The sequence below is a fragment of the Candidatus Sphingomonas phytovorans genome (assembly GCA_029202385.1).
Taxonomy (GTDB): Bacteria; Pseudomonadota; Alphaproteobacteria; order Sphingomonadales; family Sphingomonadaceae; genus Sphingomonas; species Sphingomonas phytovorans.
Genome location: CP119314.1, coordinates 2,259,615 through 2,280,110 on the forward strand (window position 1 = coordinate 2,259,615; position 20,496 = coordinate 2,280,110).

The 20,496-nt window shown below is 61.6% G+C and carries 17 protein-coding genes; all 17 read left to right on the forward strand.

The genetic code is table 11. The features are described 5' to 3' along the window. Nucleotides 1-11 precede the first annotated feature (11 nt). The 17 genes from wecB (at nt 12) to P0Y59_10485 (ending at nt 20,492) form a co-directional block, all read left to right on the forward strand. Nucleotides 12-1,160, forward strand: coding sequence for a UDP-N-acetylglucosamine 2-epimerase (non-hydrolyzing) (wecB, locus tag P0Y59_10405; protein ID WEK02061.1), 1,149 nt, complete (start codon nt 12-14; stop codon nt 1,158-1,160). 497 nt (nt 1,161-1,657) lie between these two features. Further along, entirely contained in the window at nt 1,658-2,956 is a 1,299-nt protein-coding gene (gene wecC, locus P0Y59_10410) for a UDP-N-acetyl-D-mannosamine dehydrogenase (GenBank protein ID WEK02062.1), read from the forward strand. A 79-nt stretch (nt 2,957-3,035) separates the two neighbouring features. Further along, complete coding sequence (locus P0Y59_10415) at nt 3,036-4,160, forward strand: acyltransferase (GenBank protein WEK02063.1); 1,125 nt, start codon at nt 3,036-3,038, stop codon at nt 4,158-4,160. Nucleotides 4,161-4,202: 42 nt separating this feature from the next. Beyond that, nucleotides 4,203-5,303 carry a GDP-mannose 4,6-dehydratase gene (gene gmd, locus P0Y59_10420; GenBank protein WEK02064.1) on the forward strand — a complete coding sequence of 367 codons (1,101 nt, stop codon included), beginning with the start codon at nt 4,203-4,205 and terminating at the stop codon, nt 5,301-5,303. Nucleotides 5,304-5,362: 59 nt separating this feature from the next. Next, nucleotides 5,363-6,001 carry a class I SAM-dependent methyltransferase gene (locus tag P0Y59_10425; protein WEK02065.1) on the forward strand — a complete coding sequence of 213 codons (639 nt, stop codon included), beginning with the start codon at nt 5,363-5,365 and terminating at the stop codon, nt 5,999-6,001. 130 nt (nt 6,002-6,131) lie between these two features. Then, nucleotides 6,132-7,094: a glycosyltransferase gene (locus P0Y59_10430; GenBank protein WEK02066.1), complete on the forward strand. Its 963-nt coding sequence runs from the start codon at nt 6,132-6,134 to the stop codon at nt 7,092-7,094. Next, entirely contained in the window at nt 6,995-8,104 is a 1,110-nt protein-coding gene (locus tag P0Y59_10435) for a GDP-L-fucose synthase (GenBank protein ID WEK02067.1), read from the forward strand. The genes P0Y59_10430 and P0Y59_10435 overlap by 100 nt, the downstream gene beginning before the upstream one ends. 163 nt (nt 8,105-8,267) lie before the next feature. Continuing rightward, on the forward strand, nt 8,268-8,969 hold the full coding sequence (locus P0Y59_10440) for a polysaccharide export protein (GenBank protein ID WEK02068.1): 702 nt from the start codon (nt 8,268-8,270) through the stop codon (nt 8,967-8,969). A 124-nt stretch (nt 8,970-9,093) separates the two neighbouring features. Then, nucleotides 9,094-11,238: a polysaccharide biosynthesis tyrosine autokinase gene (locus tag P0Y59_10445; protein ID WEK02069.1), complete on the forward strand. Its 2,145-nt coding sequence runs from the start codon at nt 9,094-9,096 to the stop codon at nt 11,236-11,238. A gap of 71 nt (nt 11,239-11,309) precedes the next feature. Continuing rightward, nucleotides 11,310-12,455 (forward strand): hypothetical protein, encoded by a 1,146-nt coding sequence (locus P0Y59_10450; protein WEK02070.1) that lies wholly within the window; start codon nt 11,310-11,312, stop codon nt 12,453-12,455. 76 nt (nt 12,456-12,531) lie between these two features. Further along, nucleotides 12,532-13,860, forward strand: a complete 1,329-nt coding sequence (locus P0Y59_10455) for an O-antigen ligase family protein (GenBank protein ID WEK02071.1) — start codon at nt 12,532-12,534, stop codon at nt 13,858-13,860. 79 nt (nt 13,861-13,939) lie between these two features. Continuing rightward, nucleotides 13,940-14,986 (forward strand): glycosyltransferase, encoded by a 1,047-nt coding sequence (locus P0Y59_10460; GenBank protein ID WEK02072.1) that lies wholly within the window; start codon nt 13,940-13,942, stop codon nt 14,984-14,986. Between the two features lie 10 nt (nt 14,987-14,996). Beyond that, nucleotides 14,997-15,815: an FkbM family methyltransferase gene (locus P0Y59_10465; protein WEK02073.1), complete on the forward strand. Its 819-nt coding sequence runs from the start codon at nt 14,997-14,999 to the stop codon at nt 15,813-15,815. 27 nt (nt 15,816-15,842) lie between these two features. Further along, complete coding sequence (locus P0Y59_10470; protein WEK02074.1) at nt 15,843-17,150, forward strand: hypothetical protein; 1,308 nt, start codon at nt 15,843-15,845, stop codon at nt 17,148-17,150. 59 nt (nt 17,151-17,209) lie between these two features. Continuing rightward, complete coding sequence (locus tag P0Y59_10475; protein ID WEK02075.1) at nt 17,210-18,382, forward strand: glycosyltransferase family 4 protein; 1,173 nt, start codon at nt 17,210-17,212, stop codon at nt 18,380-18,382. Between the two features lie 212 nt (nt 18,383-18,594). Further along, the gene (locus P0Y59_10480; GenBank protein WEK02076.1) at nt 18,595-19,368 is read left to right on the forward strand and encodes an FkbM family methyltransferase; all 774 of its coding nucleotides are present in this window, start codon (nt 18,595-18,597) and stop codon (nt 19,366-19,368) included. Next, a complete protein-coding gene (locus P0Y59_10485; GenBank protein ID WEK02077.1) occupies nt 19,365-20,492 on the forward strand; it encodes a glycosyltransferase family 1 protein in 1,128 nt (375 codons plus the stop codon). The genes P0Y59_10480 and P0Y59_10485 overlap by 4 nt, the downstream gene beginning before the upstream one ends. Nucleotides 20,493-20,496 lie beyond the last annotated feature (4 nt).

The following is a 20,496-nucleotide window of genomic DNA, read 5'->3' on the forward strand; positions in this document are numbered from 1 at the left end:
ACGGCGAGCGCATGTCCGCTCCCTCCCCCAAGGTCCTCGTCGTCTTCGGCACCCGTCCCGAAGCGATCAAGCTGTTCCCGGTCGTCGCCGCACTGAAGCAGGTGCCGGGTCTGACCGTCCGCACCTGCGTCACCGCCCAGCATCGCGGTCTGCTCGATCAGGTGTTGAGCATCGCCGGGCTTTCCCCCGATATCGATCTCGACCTGATGGAACCGGGCCAGTCGCTCGACCGCCTCACCGCGCGCCTGCTCACCGGCCTTGGCGAGGTGATGGACGCCGAGAAGCCCGACCGGGTCATCGTGCAGGGCGACACCGCCACCGCGATGGTCGGCGCGCTCACCGCTTACTATCGCAAGACCCCGGTCTCGCATGTCGAGGCGGGCCTGCGCTCGGGCGATATCTGGCAGCCCTGGCCCGAGGAGGTGAACCGCCGGATCGTCGCGCCGATCGCCGACCAGCATTTCGCCCCCACCGAAACCGCCGCCGAGGCCCTGAGGCGCGAGAACATCGACCCGGCGACGATCCATGTGACAGGCAACACCGTGATCGACGCACTCCACGCGACGCGCGCGCGCCTGGAGGAGGATCCGTCGCTCGCCGCTGGCCTTGACGACGTCGCCGGACGCTTCGCGGGCAAGCGCATCGTGCTCGTCACCACTCATCGCCGCGAGAATTTCGGCGGCGGCATGGCCAATATCGCGCGGGCCCTCAGCCGCATCGCCGATCGGCCGGATACCGCGATCCTCTTCCCCGTCCATCCCAATCCCAATGTCGTGTCGGTGATGGACGAGATGCTGGGCGACCGACCCAACATCGCCCGCATCGATCCGCTCGACTATCCACACTTCGTCCGTGCGCTCGGCATGTGCGAGATCGCGCTGACCGATTCGGGCGGCGTGCAGGAGGAAGCCCCGGCGCTGGGCAAGCCAGTACTCGTCATGCGCGAGACGACCGAGCGGCCCGAAGGTGTCGTTGCCGGCACCGCGAAGCTGATCGGCACCGATGCTGATCGAATCGTCGCCGAAGTATCGACGCTGCTTGACGAACCGTCCGCCTATTCGGCGATGGCGCGCGCGCACAACCCGTTCGGTGACGGCCACAGCAGCGCCCGGATGGCCGACATCGTCGGGAAGAGCCTGGGTTTGGTCAGCCAAGGGTAGTCGCGGCGGGGAATGGAAACCCCTGTAACTTCGTGGACGGGAGATCGTTTTTCCTTCAAGACGATGCGGTTCGATGCGGGGTAGAACCCGGTCGAATCAGGTCTTGTTGATAGCGGGAGGAACAGGGTCGCATGTGGGTATTCGGCTTATGGTGCCTAGTGTTCGGTCATCGAACGGCATCCGGGTCCAAGCGCGTCTTCGAAGGCAACGTCTTCGCTCGATGCAAGACCTGCTCGCGCGAATTGTTCCGGGACCCCAAGAATGGCGTATGGCGCCCATCCAGACCGGAAGATCACCGCCCCCGCAAATTGACACTCTTCGGCGAGGACGGCGCGCCGGAGCGACGGGTACGCAATTCACAGCGATAGCTTTTTCAAGCTCGTCTTTGCCGCCATTTCCGAAATCTTCATCTGCCTCGGCGACAAGGAACACCAGTCAGCGATGCTTCACCCGCAAGCGGTGGATTCTCGCAAAGGGTTGGCAGGGACGTAGCGTCGATGGTTTCGGACAATGAACTCAAGGTCGTCGTGCTTGGCCTCGGCTATATCGGCCTGCCGACGGCAGCGGTGATCGCCCGGACCGGCGCGAAAGTGCTTGGCGTCGACGTGACTCAATCGGTCGTCGACACGGTCAACTCGGGCAAGGTGCATATCGAGGAAGTCGATCTCGACGGCCTCGTCTCCGGCGTCGTCGCCCGCGGCAATCTGCGCGCGTCCACCACGATCGAGCCGGCCGATATCTTCGTCATCGCCGTGCCGACGCCTTTTGCCGAGGACCATGCACCCAATATCGGCTATGTCCTCAAGGCCGCGACGACCGTGGCTTCAGTGCTGAAGCCCGGTGACGCGGTCATCCTCGAATCCACCTCCCCCGTCGGCACGACCGAAAAGGTCCGCGACCTTCTCGCCCAGCTTCGCCCCGACCTCAAAGTACCGGGCAAGACTGGCGAGAGCGCTGACATCGCTATCGCCTATTGCCCGGAACGCGTGCTGCCCGGCCGGATCCTGGTCGAGTTGATCGACAATGACCGTGTCATCGGCGGTATCACGCCGCGGTGCGCGCGCAAGGCACTGGCCTTTTATCGCCGCTTCGTCCGCGGCGCCTGCGTCACCACCACATCGCGCGCGGCGGAAATGACCAAGCTCACCGAGAATGCCTTCCGCGACGTCAACATCGCCTTCGCCAACGAACTGAGCCGAGTCGCCGATACGATGGACGTCGATGTCTGGGAGGTGATCCGCCTCGCCAACCGCCATCCGCGCGTCAATATCCTGTCGCCCGGACCTGGCGTCGGCGGGCATTGCATTGCGGTCGACCCCTGGTTTCTGGTGCATGCCGATCGCGCCAACACGCCGCTGATCCGCACCGCGCGCGAAGTGAACGATGCCAAGGTCGACTATGTGATCGCGCGCGCGGAGGCGATGGTCGCCGAACATCCCGGCCTGCCGGTCGCGTGCCTCGGCCTCGCCTTCAAGGCGAATATCGACGATTTCCGCGAGAGCCCTGCGCTGAAGGTGGCTGCCGCCCTTGCTGCTCGCTTCGGCGACCGGCTGCATGTCGTGGAACCCTATGCAGCGACCTTGCCAGCCGCCTTCGACGACACCGGTGCACACCTGACAGACCTCGATACCGCAATCGAAATCTGCCCGATCATGATCGTGCTGGTCGATCACGACATGTTCAAATCCGTCCCACTCGACGAGCGCGCAGACAAGATCGTCTACGATACGCGCGGCATCTGGCCCGACCAGCCCCGCGGCCAGTTCCGCCCCGAGCCATTGCGCCTCGCCGGCTGAGACTGGACTCGCTTATCGTGATCCCTTAGCCGAGACGCCGCCGCGCCAGGATTCTGGCGGTACGGCGTGGGGGGATTTGATGAGTGAACCGACCACTCCGGCTATCGGAGCGAGCGCTGCCGTGAAGCCGCAACGCCCCCGCAATCGCATCGAATCGATCCACAATCTTCGTGGCATTGCCTCGCTTACCGTGCTGTTCGATCACCTCGTGGCAACGCCCTATGTCGGCGCGCCAGCCACCGTTGCCGCGTTCGGGATCCTCGGCAATTACGGCGTCACGATCTTCTTCTTCATCTCTGGCTTCGTGCTGCCCTATTCGCTGCAGAAATCGAAATACCGGATCCAGGACTTCCCGGTGTTCATCGCCCGGCGTTTCGTGCGGGTGGATCCACCATTCTTCGTCGTGGTCGGCCTGACGCTGGCGCTCAACGTCCTGCTCGGTCTCCTTAAAAATACTCCATATCACATTGATATAATACAAGTCCTTGGGCACTTCGCCTATATCGCGCCGTTGCTGCACAAAGAATGGCTGTTGAGCGTGTTCTGGACGCTGTGCACCGAATTCCAGTTCTACATCACGATTGGCCTGATATTTCCGGTCCTGCAGAAATATCCGCTACCCATCGCCCTTGCCTGTGCGCTGTGCATGTGGCTCTACATCCCGGGCTATTTCCCGGCCGAGCGGCTGCCGCTTGGCCAGCGCGAGATCATCTTCGCCTATCTGCCGTCGTTCATGGTCGGCATGGCGACGTTCCTTTACTGGGAAAAACTGGTTAAATTACCGACATTTGCCGCCGTGATCGCAATTTCGGTCGTCGCCCTCTTCTTCAAGGCGCCCCTGGACATCTCGATCGTTGCGCTGATCACGATCCTGATCGTGATGTATGCGAACTTCTACAATCCCGTGCTCGATTTCTTCGGCAAGATTTCCTACTCGCTCTACCTCGTCCATTTGTTGGTGATCGTCACGGTTCTGCCAGTGCTCCACCAATTGGACCCGCCCTGGATCGTGATGTTCGTGATCGGTGCCGCCGTCTCCACCGCAGCGGCAACCTTCATCTACCGCTTTGTCGAAGGGCCCGCTCTGGCCTGGTCGAAGCGCGTGAGGTTCAGGAAGCCGCTATCATCCGGGGTCGGGTCGGAAAAAGGGACTCATCGAACACTAGAACTGGACCCGATCCCCCAAGTTGGTAAGGCGGACTGAAGTCGCGCGATTGCATTCGCACCAACCCTGGAGCTTTATCACATGACCAAGACCGCCCTGATCACCGGCGTCACCGGACAAGACGGCGCGTATCTGGCCGAGCTGCTGCTGTCCAAGGGCTATGACGTGCACGGCGTCAAGCGTCGCTCCTCCTCGTTCAACACCGGGCGTATCGACCATATCTATAAGGATCCGCACGAAAAGGGCGCGCGTCTCCACCTGCATTATGGTGATATGACGGATTCGACGAACCTGATCCGGATCGTGCAGGAAGTGAAGCCGGACGAAATCTACAATCTCGCGGCCCAGAGCCATGTCCAAGTCAGCTTCGACACCGCTGAGTACACTGCTAATGCCGATGCGATCGGCACGCTCCGCCTGCTCGAGGCGCTCCGCCTGCTCGGCCTGCACGAGACCACGCGCTTCTATCAGGCATCGACCTCCGAACTGTACGGCCTCGTCCAGGAAGTGCCGCAGTCCGAGACGACGCCCTTCTATCCGCGCTCTCCCTATGCCGCAGCGAAGCTCTACGCCTATTGGATCACGGTGAACTATCGCGAGGCCTATGGCATGCACGCCTCGAATGGCATCCTGTTCAACCACGAGAGCCCGTTGCGCGGAGAGACCTTCGTCACCCGGAAGATCACTCGCGCCGTCGCCGCCATCCATCTCGGGCTGCAGGACATGCTGTGGCTGGGCAATATCGATGCCAAGCGCGACTGGGGTCATGCACGCGACTATGTCGAAGGCATGTGGCGCATCGTCCAGCAGGACAAGGGCGACGATTTCGTGCTGGCGACCGGTCAGACGCAAACCGTCCGCTCCTTCGTGGAACTGAGCTTCGCCGAAGTCGGGATCAGCGTCGACTGGAGCGGCACGGGTATCGATGAAGTCGGCCGTTGCACTAGGACAGGCAAGACGCTGGTCAAGGTGGATCCTCGTTATTTCCGTCCGACCGAGGTCGACCTGCTGATCGGGGATCCCGCCAAGGCCAAGAGGGTGCTCGGCTGGGAAGCCACGACCACGCTCGCCGAGCTTGTCTCCGAAATGGTGCGCGAGGATCTGAAGTCCGTTGCGCGCGAGGCCGAAAGCCGGCGCCCCGACGAAGAGCGGCCAAGCTCGCTCTACGCGATCAAGGGCTGATCGTTTCGTTTGTCGGTACAGCCCATCATGATGTGCAACGCGCGGCGAATGGAATAAACATGTCAACGCCACTGCAGAATTATGCATATGAGGACAGCGAATCCGCCCATACGCATTCCTACCTGTTCCCGACGCTATTGAAGATTCTCGCGGAACGGCCCGTCGGACCGATTTTCGAGCTGGGATGCGGCAACGGTACGACAGCGGCGATGCTGGCGAAGCGCGGTTACAAGGTTGCGGGTGTCGATCCCTCGATCAGCGGGATGGAGATCGCCCAGCGCCAATATCCTGAGTGCCGGCTGGAACTCGGCTCATCCGAAGAAGATCTGCGCGCGCGATTTGGCACCTTCGATACACTGTTGAGCCTCGAAGTCGCCGAACATGTCTATTCGCCGCGGCGCTATGCCAAGGTCATTGGCCAGTTGCTTGAACCGGGCGGGATCGCGATCATCAGCACCCCCTATCATAGCTATCTGAAGAACCTCGCGCTCGCGGCGAGCGGCAAGATGGAATCCCATTTCACCGCTTTGTGGGAGGGGGGACATATCAAGTTCTGGAGCCGCGGCACGATCGCCACACTGTTCGACACCGCCGGGTTCGACGAGATCGGTTTCTATCGGGTCGGGCGTGTACCTGTCCTCGCGAAATCGATGATATCGGTCTTTCGCAAACGGGACGCTGCTCCGGCCAATGGCTGACAGTACCGACAGCGCAAGGCAACCGGAACGCGTCGTTTTCTATGTTGGCGGCTTCGAGGCCGTTGGCGGGATCGAAGCGTTCCTGTTCGACCTGCTGACCAATCTGCCCGCCGGTCGCGACGAACGATCGATGCTGGTTTGGGCGCTTGATCTCCCTGAGTTCCGCGACATCGAACGGACCGGAACCAAGGTATTAAGGGCCAGTCTGCGTGCTGGGTGCCGCTTCGGCCTCCCCGACATCTTGCTGTACGCGCAACACGGCCGGCACCTGGCGAAGGCGGACCGGATCGTCTTTGCGAAGATCCCGCCCGAACCACTTTTCAGACGCATCGTCGACAGAGCTCGGGCCAGGCGCCCAAACCCGACCGAAACGATCTACGTCACCCCCTACCGCCCGCGTGAGATGTGGCCGGAGGGTATGCCAGCCTGGATATGTCGGGGACTAGACAGGATTCTCGTCCAGAGCCAGGAATTCGCGGACGATCTGCGCGAGATGAACTTTACCGGGCCGATCCACCTCGTCCCTTATATTCCGCCGCCAGCCGCCGTCGAACCGGCCGAACCATCACGCGAGCGCCCGTTTCGCCTCGGCTTCCTGGGCCGGTTCGTCGCGCAGAAGAACCTGTTCTATCTGCTCGATATTGTAGAGAAATTGCAGGCAAGCGCTGTCGAACTCCATATGTTCGGCGGAGGCAGCGACGAAGCCGGGCTGCGGAGCATGGCGAATAACAGGAACCTTGCCGTCACCTTCCACGGCGTAGCCCCGCGCGAAGGGGTTGCCGCCGCGATCGACAGTTGCGACGCCTTCATCAACCCCTCGATATCGGAGGGCCAGTGCCTCGTCGCCCTGGAGGTGTTGAGCCGCGGACGGCCCTTCATCGCAACCGGTGTCGGCGCGATCCCCGAAATTCTCGGCAAGGGCCGGCTGGGCAGGATCATCCCGCTCGACGACGCGTCGACTGCCGCGGAGATCGTCCGGGACTTTCTCGCTGAATGGCGCGCCGGCGACTGGCGCGCTCGCGAGATTGCGAGCGCCTATGCGGGCGGCTATCCGCGCGCGCAAATTATCGGCGAATACGAGAAATTACTGTAAGGCGCGCATCGCCTTCAACGCGAACAGGAATCGACGGCACCACGATGAGCGAATTGTTTTCCCTGGCCGGCCGACGCATCTGGGTGGCGGGCGAGCGCGGCATGGTCGGTCGCGCGATCGTCCGCCGACTGACATCCGAACAGTGCGAGATCGTGACCGCGGCGGCACGGGTCGACCTGCGCGATCAGGCGGCAACCTTCGCATGGATGGCGGCGAACCCGGCCGACCTGATCTTCCTCGCCGCCGCCAAGGTAGGTGGAATATCGGCGAACGACAGGCTGCCGGCGGAGTTCCTCTACGACAACATGATGATCGAGGCGAACGTGATCGAGGGCGCGCGTCGTACCGGCGCCGCGAAGCTCCTGTTTCTCGGATCGTCGTGCATCTATCCCAAGCACGCTGAGCAGCCGATGCGCGAAGGCGCGTTGCTGACGGGGGTGCTGGAACCGACCAACCAATGGTATGCGATCGCCAAGATCGCGGGAATCATGCTCGCTCAATCCTATCGCCGGCAATATGGCTGCGACTATATCTCTGCCCAGCCGACCAACCTCTACGGTCCGTTCGACAATTTCGACCTGCAGGGAAGTCATGTGCTGCCTGCGCTGATCCGCAAGGCGCACGAGGCCAGGCTTGCGAATGCGACGACACTCCCGGTCTGGGGCAGCGGTGCGCCGCTTCGTGAATTCCTGCATGTCGACGATCTCGCTGACGCTCTGGTCTTTCTCGCCAAGCACTATTCGGGTGAGGAGATCGTGAATGTTGGGTCGGGTGAAGAGATCAGCATCGGCGATCTTGCCCGGATGGTCGGAGACATCGTCGGCTTCCGCGGCGATACGGTGTTCGACACATCCAAACCGGACGGCACGATGCGCAAGCTGGTCGATACTGGCAAGCTGAACAGCCTGGGCTGGAACGCGCATCGTCCCTTGCGGGAGGGAATTGCCGACACCTATCGCTGGTTTTTGGATAATAGCGACACGTTGCGGACGGGCCCGGCTACAGCCTGATTTCAGTCATGCAGGAACCCCTCCGAACAAGACCTTTCCGCAGCCACATTGCCCCGCAGCAGGGTTGACGCACGAGACCGCGCGGTTAAAGGTCCCGGAGCCTGTAACCACATAGACCGGCGGCGATTATTCGTCGCGATTCGCCACGCGTAGGATATTCGAAATGACAATCTTGCATCGTCTGCGCACGATGGTCGTGGCTCTGCTCGTCCCCGTTATCCTCGCAGGTTGCTCGACGGGACGTGGCGGCTCCATTCCCTATGAGGTCAAGAACTTCGGCCGGCCGGACGCGCCCGTGGCGGCGGCACCGGATGTGGAATACAGGATTGGCGCGCTCGATCAGCTATCGATCATCGTTTACCGTGTCCCCGATCTCTCAGGTGAGCTGCCAGTGGATGCGACCGGGAAAATCACGATGCCGCTGATCGGTGAGATCAGTGCGGTTGGAAAGACTTCCGCAGAGCTCGCCGCTGAGATCAAGCGGAAGCTTGGCGAGAAATATATCAACAACCCCGAGGTCCAGGTCGTCGTCAAATCAGCCTCCAGCGCGAGGATCACTGTCGACGGTTCGGTCGGGGCGCCGGGCATCTATCCGATCGCCGGCCCGACGACTCTGCTGCAGGCCGTCGCGATGGCGAAGGGCACGACCGACGATGCCAATCCCCGCCGCGTGGTCATCTTCCGCCAGATCAACGGGCAGCGCCAGGCCGCGGCGTTCGACCTGAAGTCGATCCGCCGTGGCGAGATGGCTGATGCCCCCGTCTTCGGTGACGACATTGTCGTGGTCGACGGGTCTGCCTCGAAGAGCGCGTTCAAGAACGTTATGCAGACAATTCCATTGCTCGCCTTGTTCCGGCCTTTCTGAGACGGCGAGCTGAAACCGACAAGATGGATTGCTTCCCCTCATGACCGATACGATCCAAGCCTTTCGTGGAAGTGGTCCGACCTCGCTTCCATCCACGCAGACCGGCGGAGCGCTTTCGACGTCGGTGGCCCTCCCTCCCCCCACCGATACGCCCGAGTTCGAACTGAACCTTCGGTCGGTCATGCGTATCCTGCTGAAGTGGCGCTGGCTGTTCGTCGCCTTCGTCGTGGCGGGCCTGGCCGGTGCGACGGCGCTGACTCTCCTTGCGACGCCGCTGTACCGGGCGACGGCAACGATCGAGATCAAGCGGCAGGAAACGCAGATCATGAAGGAGTCGTCGATCGAGCCGGTCGTTCTCAACGATCCGGCCTCGATGGCAACTCAGTTCGGACTGATGCAGAGCCGCGACCTTGCGGTGCGTGTGGCGCAGCGCCTGAACCTCGCGTCCAATCCAGCCTATGCGCCGCAGTCGCTGCCGCGTGAGGCGCGGGAGAATATTGCCGTCTCGCGGCTGCGTGGTGGCCTGAGCGTGGCGCCGGTCGGCACCAGCCGGCTGATGAGCGTTAATTTCGTCAGTCCCGATCGCAACGAGGCTGCCCGCATCTCGAATGCGTTCGCCGACAGCTTCATCTCGAGCGGCCTGGAGCGGCGCTACGACGCGACCGCCTATGCCCGCAATTTCCTCCAGCAGCGTATCACCGCCGTGAAGCTGGCGCTCGATCAGTCCGAACGCCAGCTCGTGGCGTATGCACGCCAGCAGGGCATCGTGAATATCGAAGGCGCGCCTGGACCGGACGGCCGCGCGAGCGCTGGAACGTCGCTTGATGCATCCTCACTCACTGCGCTGAACGGATCACTGTCAGCCGCGCAGGATGCGCGGATGGCGGCAGAGGGTCGATACAAGGAATCCCGCTCGAACGGCACCACGACCGAGACGGTCCAGAACCCGACGATCACAGCTCTGCAGGGCGAGAAGACTCGCCTGTCGGCAGAATATCAGGAAAAGCTGGGTATCTATAAACCCGACTTTCCCCAGATGAAGGACATGCAGGCACGGATCGCTGTGCTCGACAGCCAGCTCGCCCGCGAACGGGGCGCGGTCTCGACCGCCTTGCGCTCGGAATATGAGGCTGCGCTTTCCCGCGAGAACGCGCTCAAGAGCCGGGTGAACGAACTGAAGGGCTCCGTGCTGGACCTGCGCGACCGCAGCATCCAGTACAATATCCTGCAGCGCGAGGTCGACACCAACCGCTCGCTCTATGACGCGTTGCTCCAACGGTACAAGCAGATCGGCGTCGCCGGCGGCATTGGCGAGAGCCAGGCTTCGGTGGTCGATCACGCGATTCCGCCGGGCGGGCCGTTCAGCCCAAGGCTTGCTGCCAATCTCATAGTGGGGCTGTTGATTGGCACCCTGCTCGGCATCGCCGTTATCCTTGCGATCGAATATGTCGACGATACCATCAAGGTGCCGGAGGATGTGGAGTCGAAGCTGAAGGTCAGCGTGCTGGGCGTGATCCCCAAGCTGACACGCGACACGACCCTTATCGAAGAACTGTCGATCTCACGGTCGAAGATATCCGAGGCCTACTTCACCGCCCGGACATCACTACAGTTCTCGTCGCCGGAAGGTACGCCCCGCGTCCTGCTGGTGACCAGCACCAAGCCGTCGGAAGGAAAGTCGAGCTCCGCGCTTGGCCTAGCGCAGAGCTTCGCCAAGGTCGGACTGAAGGTACTCCTGATCGACGCCGACATGCGCAAGCCCTCCTTCACCGCCAAGGAAGGCGATACGACCGGGTTGTCCGCGCTTCTCGCAGGCGGGAATTTGTCCGAGCCCAAGATCCTGTCGACCAACGTCACGAACCTCCACCTGCTCCCAAGCGGCCCGATCCCCCCAAATCCGGCGGAATTGCTGGCCAGCGCCAACCTGCCCCGCCTGCTCGCAATCGTGCGCGAGCGCTTCGACCTGATCGTGGTCGACGGACCGCCGATCCTCGGCCTAGCGGACGCACCGCTGCTCGGCGCCGCATGTGACGGGACTGTCGTGATCATCGAATCCGGGGCGATCCGTCGGCCGGCGGCGATGAACTCGATCAAGCATCTGCGCGCTGCCGGTGCGCGGGTGATGGGTGTGGTGCTGACCAAGTTCAACCCGAAATTCGAGGGTTATGGCTATGGTTATGGCTACGGCTATGGCTACAGCTACGGCTACGGCGCCGACAAGGGCGAGAACGAGAAGGATCGGCAGCGGCGCATCGAGCTGATGTCGTAAACGCGATGGCGGCAAGAGGGGGAAGCACAGCCAGATCGATTACGTTCGCGCTTCTTGGCGCGGCAGGCGTAGTGGCCGGTCTAACGGTGGTCGTGCCCAATATCGTCAGCCTCTCGGTGAGCGACGCACGCCCTAACGGCATTGCCGGGCTCGCCAAGGGAAGCACGACGGCGTTACGCCGCGATCTGACGGCGGAGCTGGCGCCAGCGAACGGGACGAATATCGCCATCAAGGATACCGGCCGAGCCGAGCGGCTGCTCGCGGCAGCGCCGCTCGATCCGGTGGCATTGACCTATCTCGGGCTTGCCGCTGACAAGAAGGGAGACACTGTCCGCGCACGTGCCTTGATGACGTTGGCGATCCGCAGTGACGGACGCGCACTGCGGGCGAGGCTCTGGATCATGGACCAGGATCTACGCAACCGTAATTTCGGCAGCGCGATCGAGCATTTCGATCGACTGGTGAGAATTGGTCCGCCTGGCACCAGCGGCTTGATCAACGCCATGGCAGGCATCGTGCGTGATCCGGCGAGCCACGTCCCCCTAGCCCGCAAGCTTGCATCCAACCCGCCCTGGCGTGCCGCCTTTCTCTATGCGCTCAATCAGCAGGGCGTATCGCCTGACGTCATCTATCAGCTGACCCCTCAGGATTCCGCTAAGTCACAAGTGTTGTTCGAGCAGTCGGCGTTGTTGCAGTCCCTATTGAAGAGCAAGGAATATGAGCGCGCCTATCTGGCGTGGATCAATTTCCTGCCGGAATCGTCGCTCAAGCAATTGGGTCCCGTGTACGATCCGCGCTTCGAGAAGATGCCGGGGCCGTTGCCCTTCAACTGGCAATTGACCGATGGCACCGAGGGATCGAGCGAGATCCGCGCGCCGCGTGGGCTGAACGTCTCCTATCTTGGCGGCAACGCAGCAATCCTCGCTGAACAAACGCTGTTACTGTCCCCCGGCCAGTATCGCTTGTCGACGATCGCATCAGGCTCGGACGACAACAACCAGCTTGCCTGGACGGTGACCTGTCCGAGTAGCAACGAACCGTTGCAGAGCCTGAAGATCACCGGCCTGAAGGGCGACAGGCAGCGCTACGCGATGCAGTTCCAGATTCCTGCTGCCAATTGCGGCGCCCAGCGGCTGGCACTTACCGGTTCGCCCACCGAATTCCCGCGCACCGCCAGCGCTCTGTTCGATTCGGTTGCGATCGAACTGGTGAAATGACGACATGAAACCAAGATCCTCCCCTCGCCGCTCGACCCGTTCGACGCCGAAGACACCGGCCACGATAACCGGGCAATTGCTGATTCCCGGTTTCATGGCACTCTGCATGCTGCTGGGCGGCTCAAGCAGCGGGGGTTCGCTTGCCAACGCGGCGTTGCAACTCGTGGCTACCCTCGTGCTCGGATATAGCGTGTCCCGCCTGGCGAACACACCACTGTCGCGCTCGGCCAAAGTCCTCATCACGATAATGCTCTGCTGGATAGGCTGGGCTGCCCTGCAGTTATTGCCCTTGCCCCCATCGATCTGGACATTGGCGCCGGGTCGCGATCTCCTTCAGCAAAGGCTGAGCGCGGGAGGCAGCGCGTTTCCCTGGCTGCCATTGTCGCTGAATCCGGCAGGCACGATCGCGCATCTCGCGTCGCTGCTACCGCCATTGGCCATCGGGACCGCAATTTTGTCGCGGCCGGCTGCCGACTCCAATGGTTTGCGGTGGCTCATTCCGCTTGTGGCCTTGGCATCGTTGCTGCTCGGCGTGGCACAGTTGATCAGCAGCAACAACTCCTCGCTCTATTTCTATGCCACCAGCAATCAGGACCTGCCGATCGGCCTTATGGCGAATGCGAACCATCAGGCGACTCTGATGCTGTGTGCCATTCCGTTCGTGGCTTCGTTGGCCAGTTCAGAGAAGTCGGCCGGATCGAAGGGGCAAGGCCGGGAATTGCTCTTCGCGGCGATGGCGGCGATGTTCCTGATGGGCATCGCCATCTGCCAATCCTACGCCGCCTATGTCCTGGCATTGCCCGTCACCGTGGCGAGCTGGGCGATCGCCCGTCCCCGCTCGCTGGGGCCGGCGCGCTATATCGGTACCGCAATCCTGGTGGTGTCGCTCGCGGCGCTTGCAACCGTCGTCATCTTCGGCCCCACGACAGTCGTAGATCCGATGTTCGCGCAGAATCAATTGTCCAGACCAGCGATGTACAAGGTCGCGGCGAACGCAGCACTCCACTTCTTTCCTCTGGGAAGCGGCCCGGGAAGTTTCGTGCCCGCCTTCAAACTGTTCGAAGAACCCGGACAGGTCACCAACGTCTTCGTCAACCATTCCCATTCGGACTATATCGAACTCGTCCTTGAAGGTGGCTTGGTCGGGCTGCTGCTGATTGCCAGCATGCTGTTGTGGTGGCTCAGTCGCGCCACAACGATCTGGTTCGCGCGCGCGCCCAACAGGCTGGATCGCGCTGCGGTCGTCGCGACGGCCGCCATTCTCGGGCATAGCCTCGTGGATTATCCGGCACGTACCAGCACGATCGCCGCCATCCTCGCCGCAGGATTCGCACTGATGGCGTCGAGACCCGAGATTAAGATCGAGGAGGCATCGTCCGGCGGACGCCATCTGAAAGCCGAATGACCCGCGTATATTCAGCAATACGCTTGGCCATCCAGCCTCCCGGGGCCCGTGCCGCCAAGTCTCGATTCGAGGCCTGGTCATGATCGCCCAGTTCGATGTCAATACGATCTGGCGCCGGAAATTCGGCCAGGCGCTCCGTCGGCGCCACCCGGACACACTATTGTTCGCGCCCCGCCCCTTCGGTACGCGCGGCGCGCTGGCTGACGAGGAAGGACTGATTCCCGTGGCGCTGCCACCAGGCTGGGCCACTCGAGCGTCAATGCTTGCAATGCCCATGCTCGGTCGCCGGGCGAAGGAACTGGCCAAGTCGCGTGGGAGCTCGATCGACACGGCGATCTTTACCTCGTTCCACTATCTGCCGCTCGCCAGACGGCTGCGTAGCCGCGCCCGGATTCTCTACTATTGTTCCGACGATTATCGCGGCTATGCGGGCTGGGGTGGCGCAGCCGCGATCGCGCAGGAGGCGGACCTCTGCCGAATCGCCACGCTTTCGATATTCGTAAGCGCTGCGCTGCGTGATCGGGCGATCGAAGAATATGGTCTTGATCCAGCCGCCTGCATCGTTGCGCCCAACGCTTCCGAACCGCGATTTGCCGACGGCTCCCCCAAACCATCTGAGCTTGCCGCATTGCCCGGGCCGGTTTTCGGCACCGTCGGCGTCTTCAACGACCGGATCGACTTCCATTTCCTGGATCGCCTCGCCGGTTCCGAAGAGGTCGGATCGCTGGCACTGGTCGGCCCCCTGCAGGATTGTCCTGACCCGGACGGATATATCCGGCGGTTGCGCGCCAATCCGAAGGTGCACTGGTTTGGCGCCCGGCCACACGACGAAATCCACGCGTGGATGGCGGGGATCGACATTGCGGTGATCCCTTATGCTCCGACGCGATTCAACCATTTCTGCTCGCCGATGCGGCTATGGGACCATCTCGCGATCGGCCAACCGATCATCGCGACCGACGCCTGCGACCAGATCGCACGACAGGCCGGCGTTTTTGTCGTGGCGCCGGGTGATGCGCTTGATCGATCGATCCGCTCTGCTAAGACGGCCGCCGAGGGGGGAAGAGACCCGCACCTCGAAAGCTGGGACGACCGCGTTGCGTCGATAGCGCCTTGGATCGGTTAGGAAATACTGCGTGATCGCCAAACAGATCCGCCAGCTGATGTCCTGGCATGCGGCAACCCGGGCACCGCTGAGCCGTCCACTCTACACCTTCTGCCGACGCTATGTGATGGCGTGGAGCAACGCCGAGACCGATATCGATATTAACGGCGAGCGTTGGCTGGTCGAGACGCTCGCGAAACGCGCGCCGAAGAAGGACTCGGTGTTCCTTGATGTTGGCGCGAATGTCGGCGACTGGAGCCGGCTCGTTCTAGACCACGCGCCCGGCGCAAGGCTGGTCGCCTTCGAACCCGTACCGCCGGTCCGCGAACAACTGACCGCCAATATAGCGGGCAAGGGTGCGGAGATCCTCCCCTATGCCCTCTCCAACGAGGCTGGAACGGTCGAGATCAACTATACCCCAGGCAATTCGCATTTCTCGTCGATCGAAACGATCGGCAAGGATCTGGAGATGGCGGGTCAGGTGGTCGAGGTGCAACGCCGCACTGGCGCTGATATCTGCACGGAACTCGGCATTCCCCATATCCGATTCCTCAAGGTCGACACCGAAGGCCATGACCTGAAGGTGATCGAAGGCTTTCAGAGCCTGCTCGCGTCCGGCGGCATCGACGTGATTCAATTCGAATATAATTATATGTCGATCTACTCGCGAACCTTCCTTCGGGATTTCTTCATCGCGTTGACGCCGCAGATGCGGATCGGCCGTCTGCTACGTGACAGAATCGAGTATTTTGCGTATGCCCCGGCTCTGGACAATTTCATTCAGGCGAACTTCATTGCGGTCCGAGCCGATCTTGCCGAAGGCGAACTCGCCTTCCTCTCAAGGCGATAGACCCGTGGCAACGGTGTCGAGGGCCCTGTGAGCATCTCCCTCATCATCCTGTCGGGGCTCATCTTCGCCCTCGGTGTCGTGCCCTTTATCCGGCCACGCAGCGTTTTCGAATATCCCTATGTGGTGGGCATGTTCCTCGCCGTATGGTTCCTCCCCCAGGCCTGGGCGGTTGAACGCCTCGGGTTGGCCGGCGGATTCGATCCAACGCTGACCTGGAACTACGTGATCCTGTGCATCATCTTCCTTGTCGGTGGCTATATCGCGGGAAGGGGCATGGGTGTCCAAGCCATCAAGTCGAAGACCGCCGAAATCGCGACCATGTACAGCGAGAAGCGGATGGCGCAGGCCTGCATCGTCCTGATCGCAGTCGGTGCCGTCGCCTATGTCATGATGTCACGGATGGCTGAAACGACCACCTATGAAGCAGGTTGGACCGGCATCATCATCGTTTACGCCACGCTGGCACAATGTCTCGTCTTCGGCGCCGCGCTGACATTCCTGATCTATCTGCGCACGAAGAACAGGTTCGCCCTCATCCTGTTCTGTATCGCCACCGCCGTTTTCGCTCCTGTTCTCTTCATCGCGGTGAAGCGCGAGTTCATCTTCGAGTTCATGATCATCATCTTTGGGAGCCTGTTCCTGGTACGCAAGATCGTCCCGCCTCGCATCCTCCTGCTCGCTGGCTGTTTGATAGGCGCGTTCATCGTGAACAACGCAGGCGAGATTCGCGGCTATGTAAAAAACAACGATTCATCGTTGGTCGGCGCCCTCACTTCATCCGAACTGATCGCACAGTCTACAGGCGAGAACAGCAAGAACACTGAAAAGGCACCCGAGGTAAATGGCGCGGTCACCGACATCGCGATTGCAACCGAGCTCGGAGAATATTACCCCTTCGCCGCGATCTCCAACGGCATGGTAGGACGTTACTTCCCCGCCTTCATTTTCGGACGCGACTCTAAAAATTCGCTGATGATGATGACCGCCGACGACAATCCAATGCGCAACCGGTATTTTGCCAACGGTGCCACGCGCACGGGTTTTTCGGATACATTCCTCGCCTTCTGGTATTTCGGTGTCTTTTGCTTCATCATACTCGGGTTCTTTTACGGGTGGACACTGAATTTGGCATTGGCCGGCGGTCTGCGCGGTCAGTATCTATATGTTTCGATGCTCAGCACCGGTTTGCATGCCATCACCCATTCCTTCGCTGAATTCGTAGCTGCGCTCCCCTTCCTGTTCCTCGTGGTCTGGCTGCCGTTCCGCTATGCCCGGATCACGCCGGAGGAAAACAGGCGCCTGCAACTCGCCCTGCAGCTTCAGAGCAGTTCGTGAAGTCCGGCGACCTCGCCCGGGACGGAACCAGCAGCGGCCGCGCCGGGAACTGACTTACAGTGCGAACGCTACTGATACAGCCAGGTGCCCGGCACGGCTATGCTCTTGCGCGTTTTCTCCACAAGGCCGACGCGCTGCAGCGACTCTATACCGACTTCGCGATACCTGACGGCTCGTTCGAACACCGGCTTCTCGCCGCAGCGGCAGGCCTGAATCCGAAAGCACGCTCTCTCCTGCGCCGTGTCGTTCCCGATCTGCCCGGATCGATGCTGCAACGACTCAGCCTCGCCGCGCTGATCGCCAAGAGGCAGGCGCCGAATCAACGCGAGCGCTGGAATTTCCGTGCACGCGATCTGCGTGAGGCTGACGTCGTCTATTCCCAGTATTTTGCGGGTGGCGACCAGATCGAGGAGCTCGTGGCTCATGGCGCGCGGTTCGTCTCCGACGTATTCATCATGCCATCGGCACATCGTGTGGTGAACCGGGAATCGGCAAAGTTTCCCGAATGGCACGAAACGCCCTATTCACCCGATGCAGCCGCGATCCTCGATTCAGTCAGCAAAGTGATGATCGAACGGTCGGATGGCCTTTTCTGCCCGTCTCAAAGCGTGATCGACGATGTGGCCGCCTATGATCCGGCGGCCCGCGCCAAGTGCCGGCTCGTCCGCTATGGCTCCAGCCTCACTTTCTCCCAGGCCAACGAGCCGATTCCGAAACGTGTGCTTTTCGCAGGCTCGATTCAGCTTCGTAAGGGACCACAGTATCTCGCACTTGCGGCAGCCCGGATCGCGCGCCTGGATCCATCGGTCCGTTTCGTCTTCGCCGGTGGTGTGACTGCGGCGGCGGCGTCACAGCTTCAGGCACCGAATATCGAAGTGCTTGGCCATGTCTCGCGCGATCGGATGCGGGAAGAGTTCCTGCGCGCCGATATCCTCGCCTTTCCCTCGCTGGCGGAGGGATCGGCGGGTGTAGTGCTGGAGGCGATGTCGGCCGGCCTCCCGATCGTGGCCACGCACGAAGCCGGGGTCGATTTCAGGGACGGTGAAAGCGGCATCATCGTGCCGCCGACCGATGTCGACGCGCTTGCCGACGCGATCCTGGAAATCGTTGGCGATCGGCCTCGACGGGAGGCGATGGCCCGGTCGGCGCGCGCCGAGTTCAACGCATATGATGAGGAGAGATGGGGAAAGACCTTCGTCGCCGCCTTGCGTGAATTTTCACGCGATGGTTGAAAACAATGTCGTATCGGTGGCCCTGATCCCGACGGTCGCCGTCGTGGAAATTGAGACGGGACAGATCGTACTCCGGTCAATATAGGCGCGGTCACAGGAGGATCTTACAATGGACCATGCCCACAACATCCGGTCCGAAGGTTTCGCCTGAAATGGCAGGCCTCGGCTCCAAAATGGCCCGCAACGCGGCCAGCCTCGCTCGCGATCCCTCTATGGTCGCCGAATACCTGGCATGGATCGCCAGTTCGGTCCGCACCGGTGGAAATCCTTCCCGGCGCCTGCTCGATGGTATCGAGGTAGGCAATTTCGCAAATTTTTCCGAATATCATTCCATTCCGGAATTCATCAATCTGGCGGAACGGCGTTTTTTTGAACAGAGCCCGTTCGGCGCTGGACCAATCATCGACGTGGGCGCCAACATTGGATTGGTCAGCTTGTTGCTCGCTCGCCGATTCCCGGACCGGGCAATCCATGCGTTCGAACCCAATCCCACCACATTCGAGACGCTTGAAGCCAATATCGCCCGCAATACCGCGAACAAGGTCTCCTGCCATCGTTATGCCGTGTCCGATGCGGACGGGACGGTGATGTTCGACAATGATCCGGTCGCGCGCGGCACGGCCAGCATCAGCAAGGATACCGGCGGCAATACAGCGGAGGTACCGGCGACCACCTTGGACAGCTTCGTCGCGAAACAGGGGATCACCGCAGTCGGCCTGCTCAAGATCGATGTCGAGGGCTATGAGACGCTGGTCCTACGCGGCGCCCATCATGTCCTGAACGGAATTCGCCCGGCAGCGATCTATTTCGAGGTTTGCCCGGCCCTGACTGAGCGCGCGGGATTCAGCGCCGCCGACCCGGCACGCATGCTGATCGAGGCAGGCTATGATCTTCGTCGCCTGACCGACAGCGGCTCCCTGACGCCAGCGACGCTCGATGAGATAGCAGGCATCAGGCTGGAGAATTGGCTAGCCACGCCGCGATGAAGCTGCTCGCCTATGTGCATTTACGCCGGATCCATAATGCGACCGGCGCCGGCCGGGTGGTGCGCAATATCATCGAGCAACTCCACCTGCTGGGCCGGGACGACATTCGCCTCCTCGTCGACAGAGCGGATCGTCAGGATGTGATTCCAAAGGTCGGAAAACCATGGAGCGACTATCGCTACCTGGATTTCCGGCTCGATACGTCCTGGCAGCAGGCGATGTGGATCGCGACGGATCGCCCCCGCGCTGAACATTGGTGGCCGGAAGCCGACATCGTCTATTGCACAAGCGAATCCTATGTGCCGACGCGGCGCGCGAAAAGCATCATCACCCTTCACGACGCGTCCTATTTCGAGCCAAGCGCCCTGCCCCGAAACGCCGGCTTCGCTCGCCAGAAAGCAAAATGGCAGGTTCTGTACCGCAAGCTGGAACGCAATGCGGACATGTTCCACACCGTCTCGCATTTCTCCGCGCAGCGTATCGCACACTTCTATCCGGCGATGCGTGATCGCCTGCGTGTGGTTCACAACGGTGTAACCGAAAGGTTCTTCCAGCCTCCCAACGCGGCGGGTCAAGCCAGACTGGCGCGCCTCGGTGTAAACGACAAACCCTTCATCCTGTTGTCGGGCGGCCTGTCCTACCGCAAAAACGCCGAGGTCGCGCTGGCGGCGTGGCCTCGCCTGCGGTCGATGCATCCCGACCTGACGCTGGTGGTGCCGGGACATTGCGAGCCGGAATATATCGAGCAGGCAAGGGCAATCGGGGCCTCCATCATCCTCGCGGGCTATGTCGACGACGATACGCTTTGCTCACTCTATCATGCCGCCCGGCTCGTCTGGTTTCCTTCGCTGTACGAGGGTTTCGGCATTCCGGTAATCGAAGCGATGATTTGCGGTACCGCTGTGGTTGCCAGTGCCGCCTCCTCGATACCGGAAGTCGCGGGCGACGCGGCATTGCTGGTCGATCCGGTACGGGCGGAACAGCATGTCGAAGCCCTGGACGAACTATTGACCAATGATTCGACGCGGATTGAACTGGTTACGCGAGGGTTGGCGCGGGGGCAGCGTTTCACCTGGGCCGCCGCCGCTGCCACGCTCCGCGGTCACCTGACGGAACTGGCCTGATCAC

Bases quoted from the DNA above. Each gene is read 5' to 3' on its own strand.
- P0Y59_10485 (WEK02077.1), top strand. From the start codon at position 19,365: ATGAAGCTGCTCGCCTATGTGCATTTACGCCGGATCCATAATGCGACC.
- P0Y59_10440 (WEK02068.1), top strand. From the start codon at position 8,268: ATGACAATCTTGCATCGTCTGCGCACGATGGTCGTGGCTCTGCTCGTC.
- P0Y59_10435 (WEK02067.1), top strand. From the start codon at position 6,995: ATGGCGCGCCGGCGACTGGCGCGCTCGCGAGATTGCGAGCGCCTATGC.
- P0Y59_10480 (WEK02076.1), top strand. From the start codon at position 18,595: ATGGTCGCCGAATACCTGGCATGGATCGCCAGTTCGGTCCGCACCGGT.
- wecB (WEK02061.1), top strand. From the start codon at position 12: ATGTCCGCTCCCTCCCCCAAGGTCCTCGTCGTCTTCGGCACCCGTCCC.
- P0Y59_10425 (WEK02065.1), top strand. From the start codon at position 5,363: ATGTCAACGCCACTGCAGAATTATGCATATGAGGACAGCGAATCCGCC.
- gmd (WEK02064.1), top strand. From the start codon at position 4,203: ATGACCAAGACCGCCCTGATCACCGGCGTCACCGGACAAGACGGCGCG.
- P0Y59_10430 (WEK02066.1), top strand. From the start codon at position 6,132: ATGCTGGTTTGGGCGCTTGATCTCCCTGAGTTCCGCGACATCGAACGG.
- wecC (WEK02062.1), top strand. From the start codon at position 1,658: ATGGTTTCGGACAATGAACTCAAGGTCGTCGTGCTTGGCCTCGGCTAT.
- P0Y59_10460 (WEK02072.1), top strand. From the start codon at position 13,940: ATGATCGCCCAGTTCGATGTCAATACGATCTGGCGCCGGAAATTCGGC.
- P0Y59_10415 (WEK02063.1), top strand. From the start codon at position 3,036: ATGAGTGAACCGACCACTCCGGCTATCGGAGCGAGCGCTGCCGTGAAG.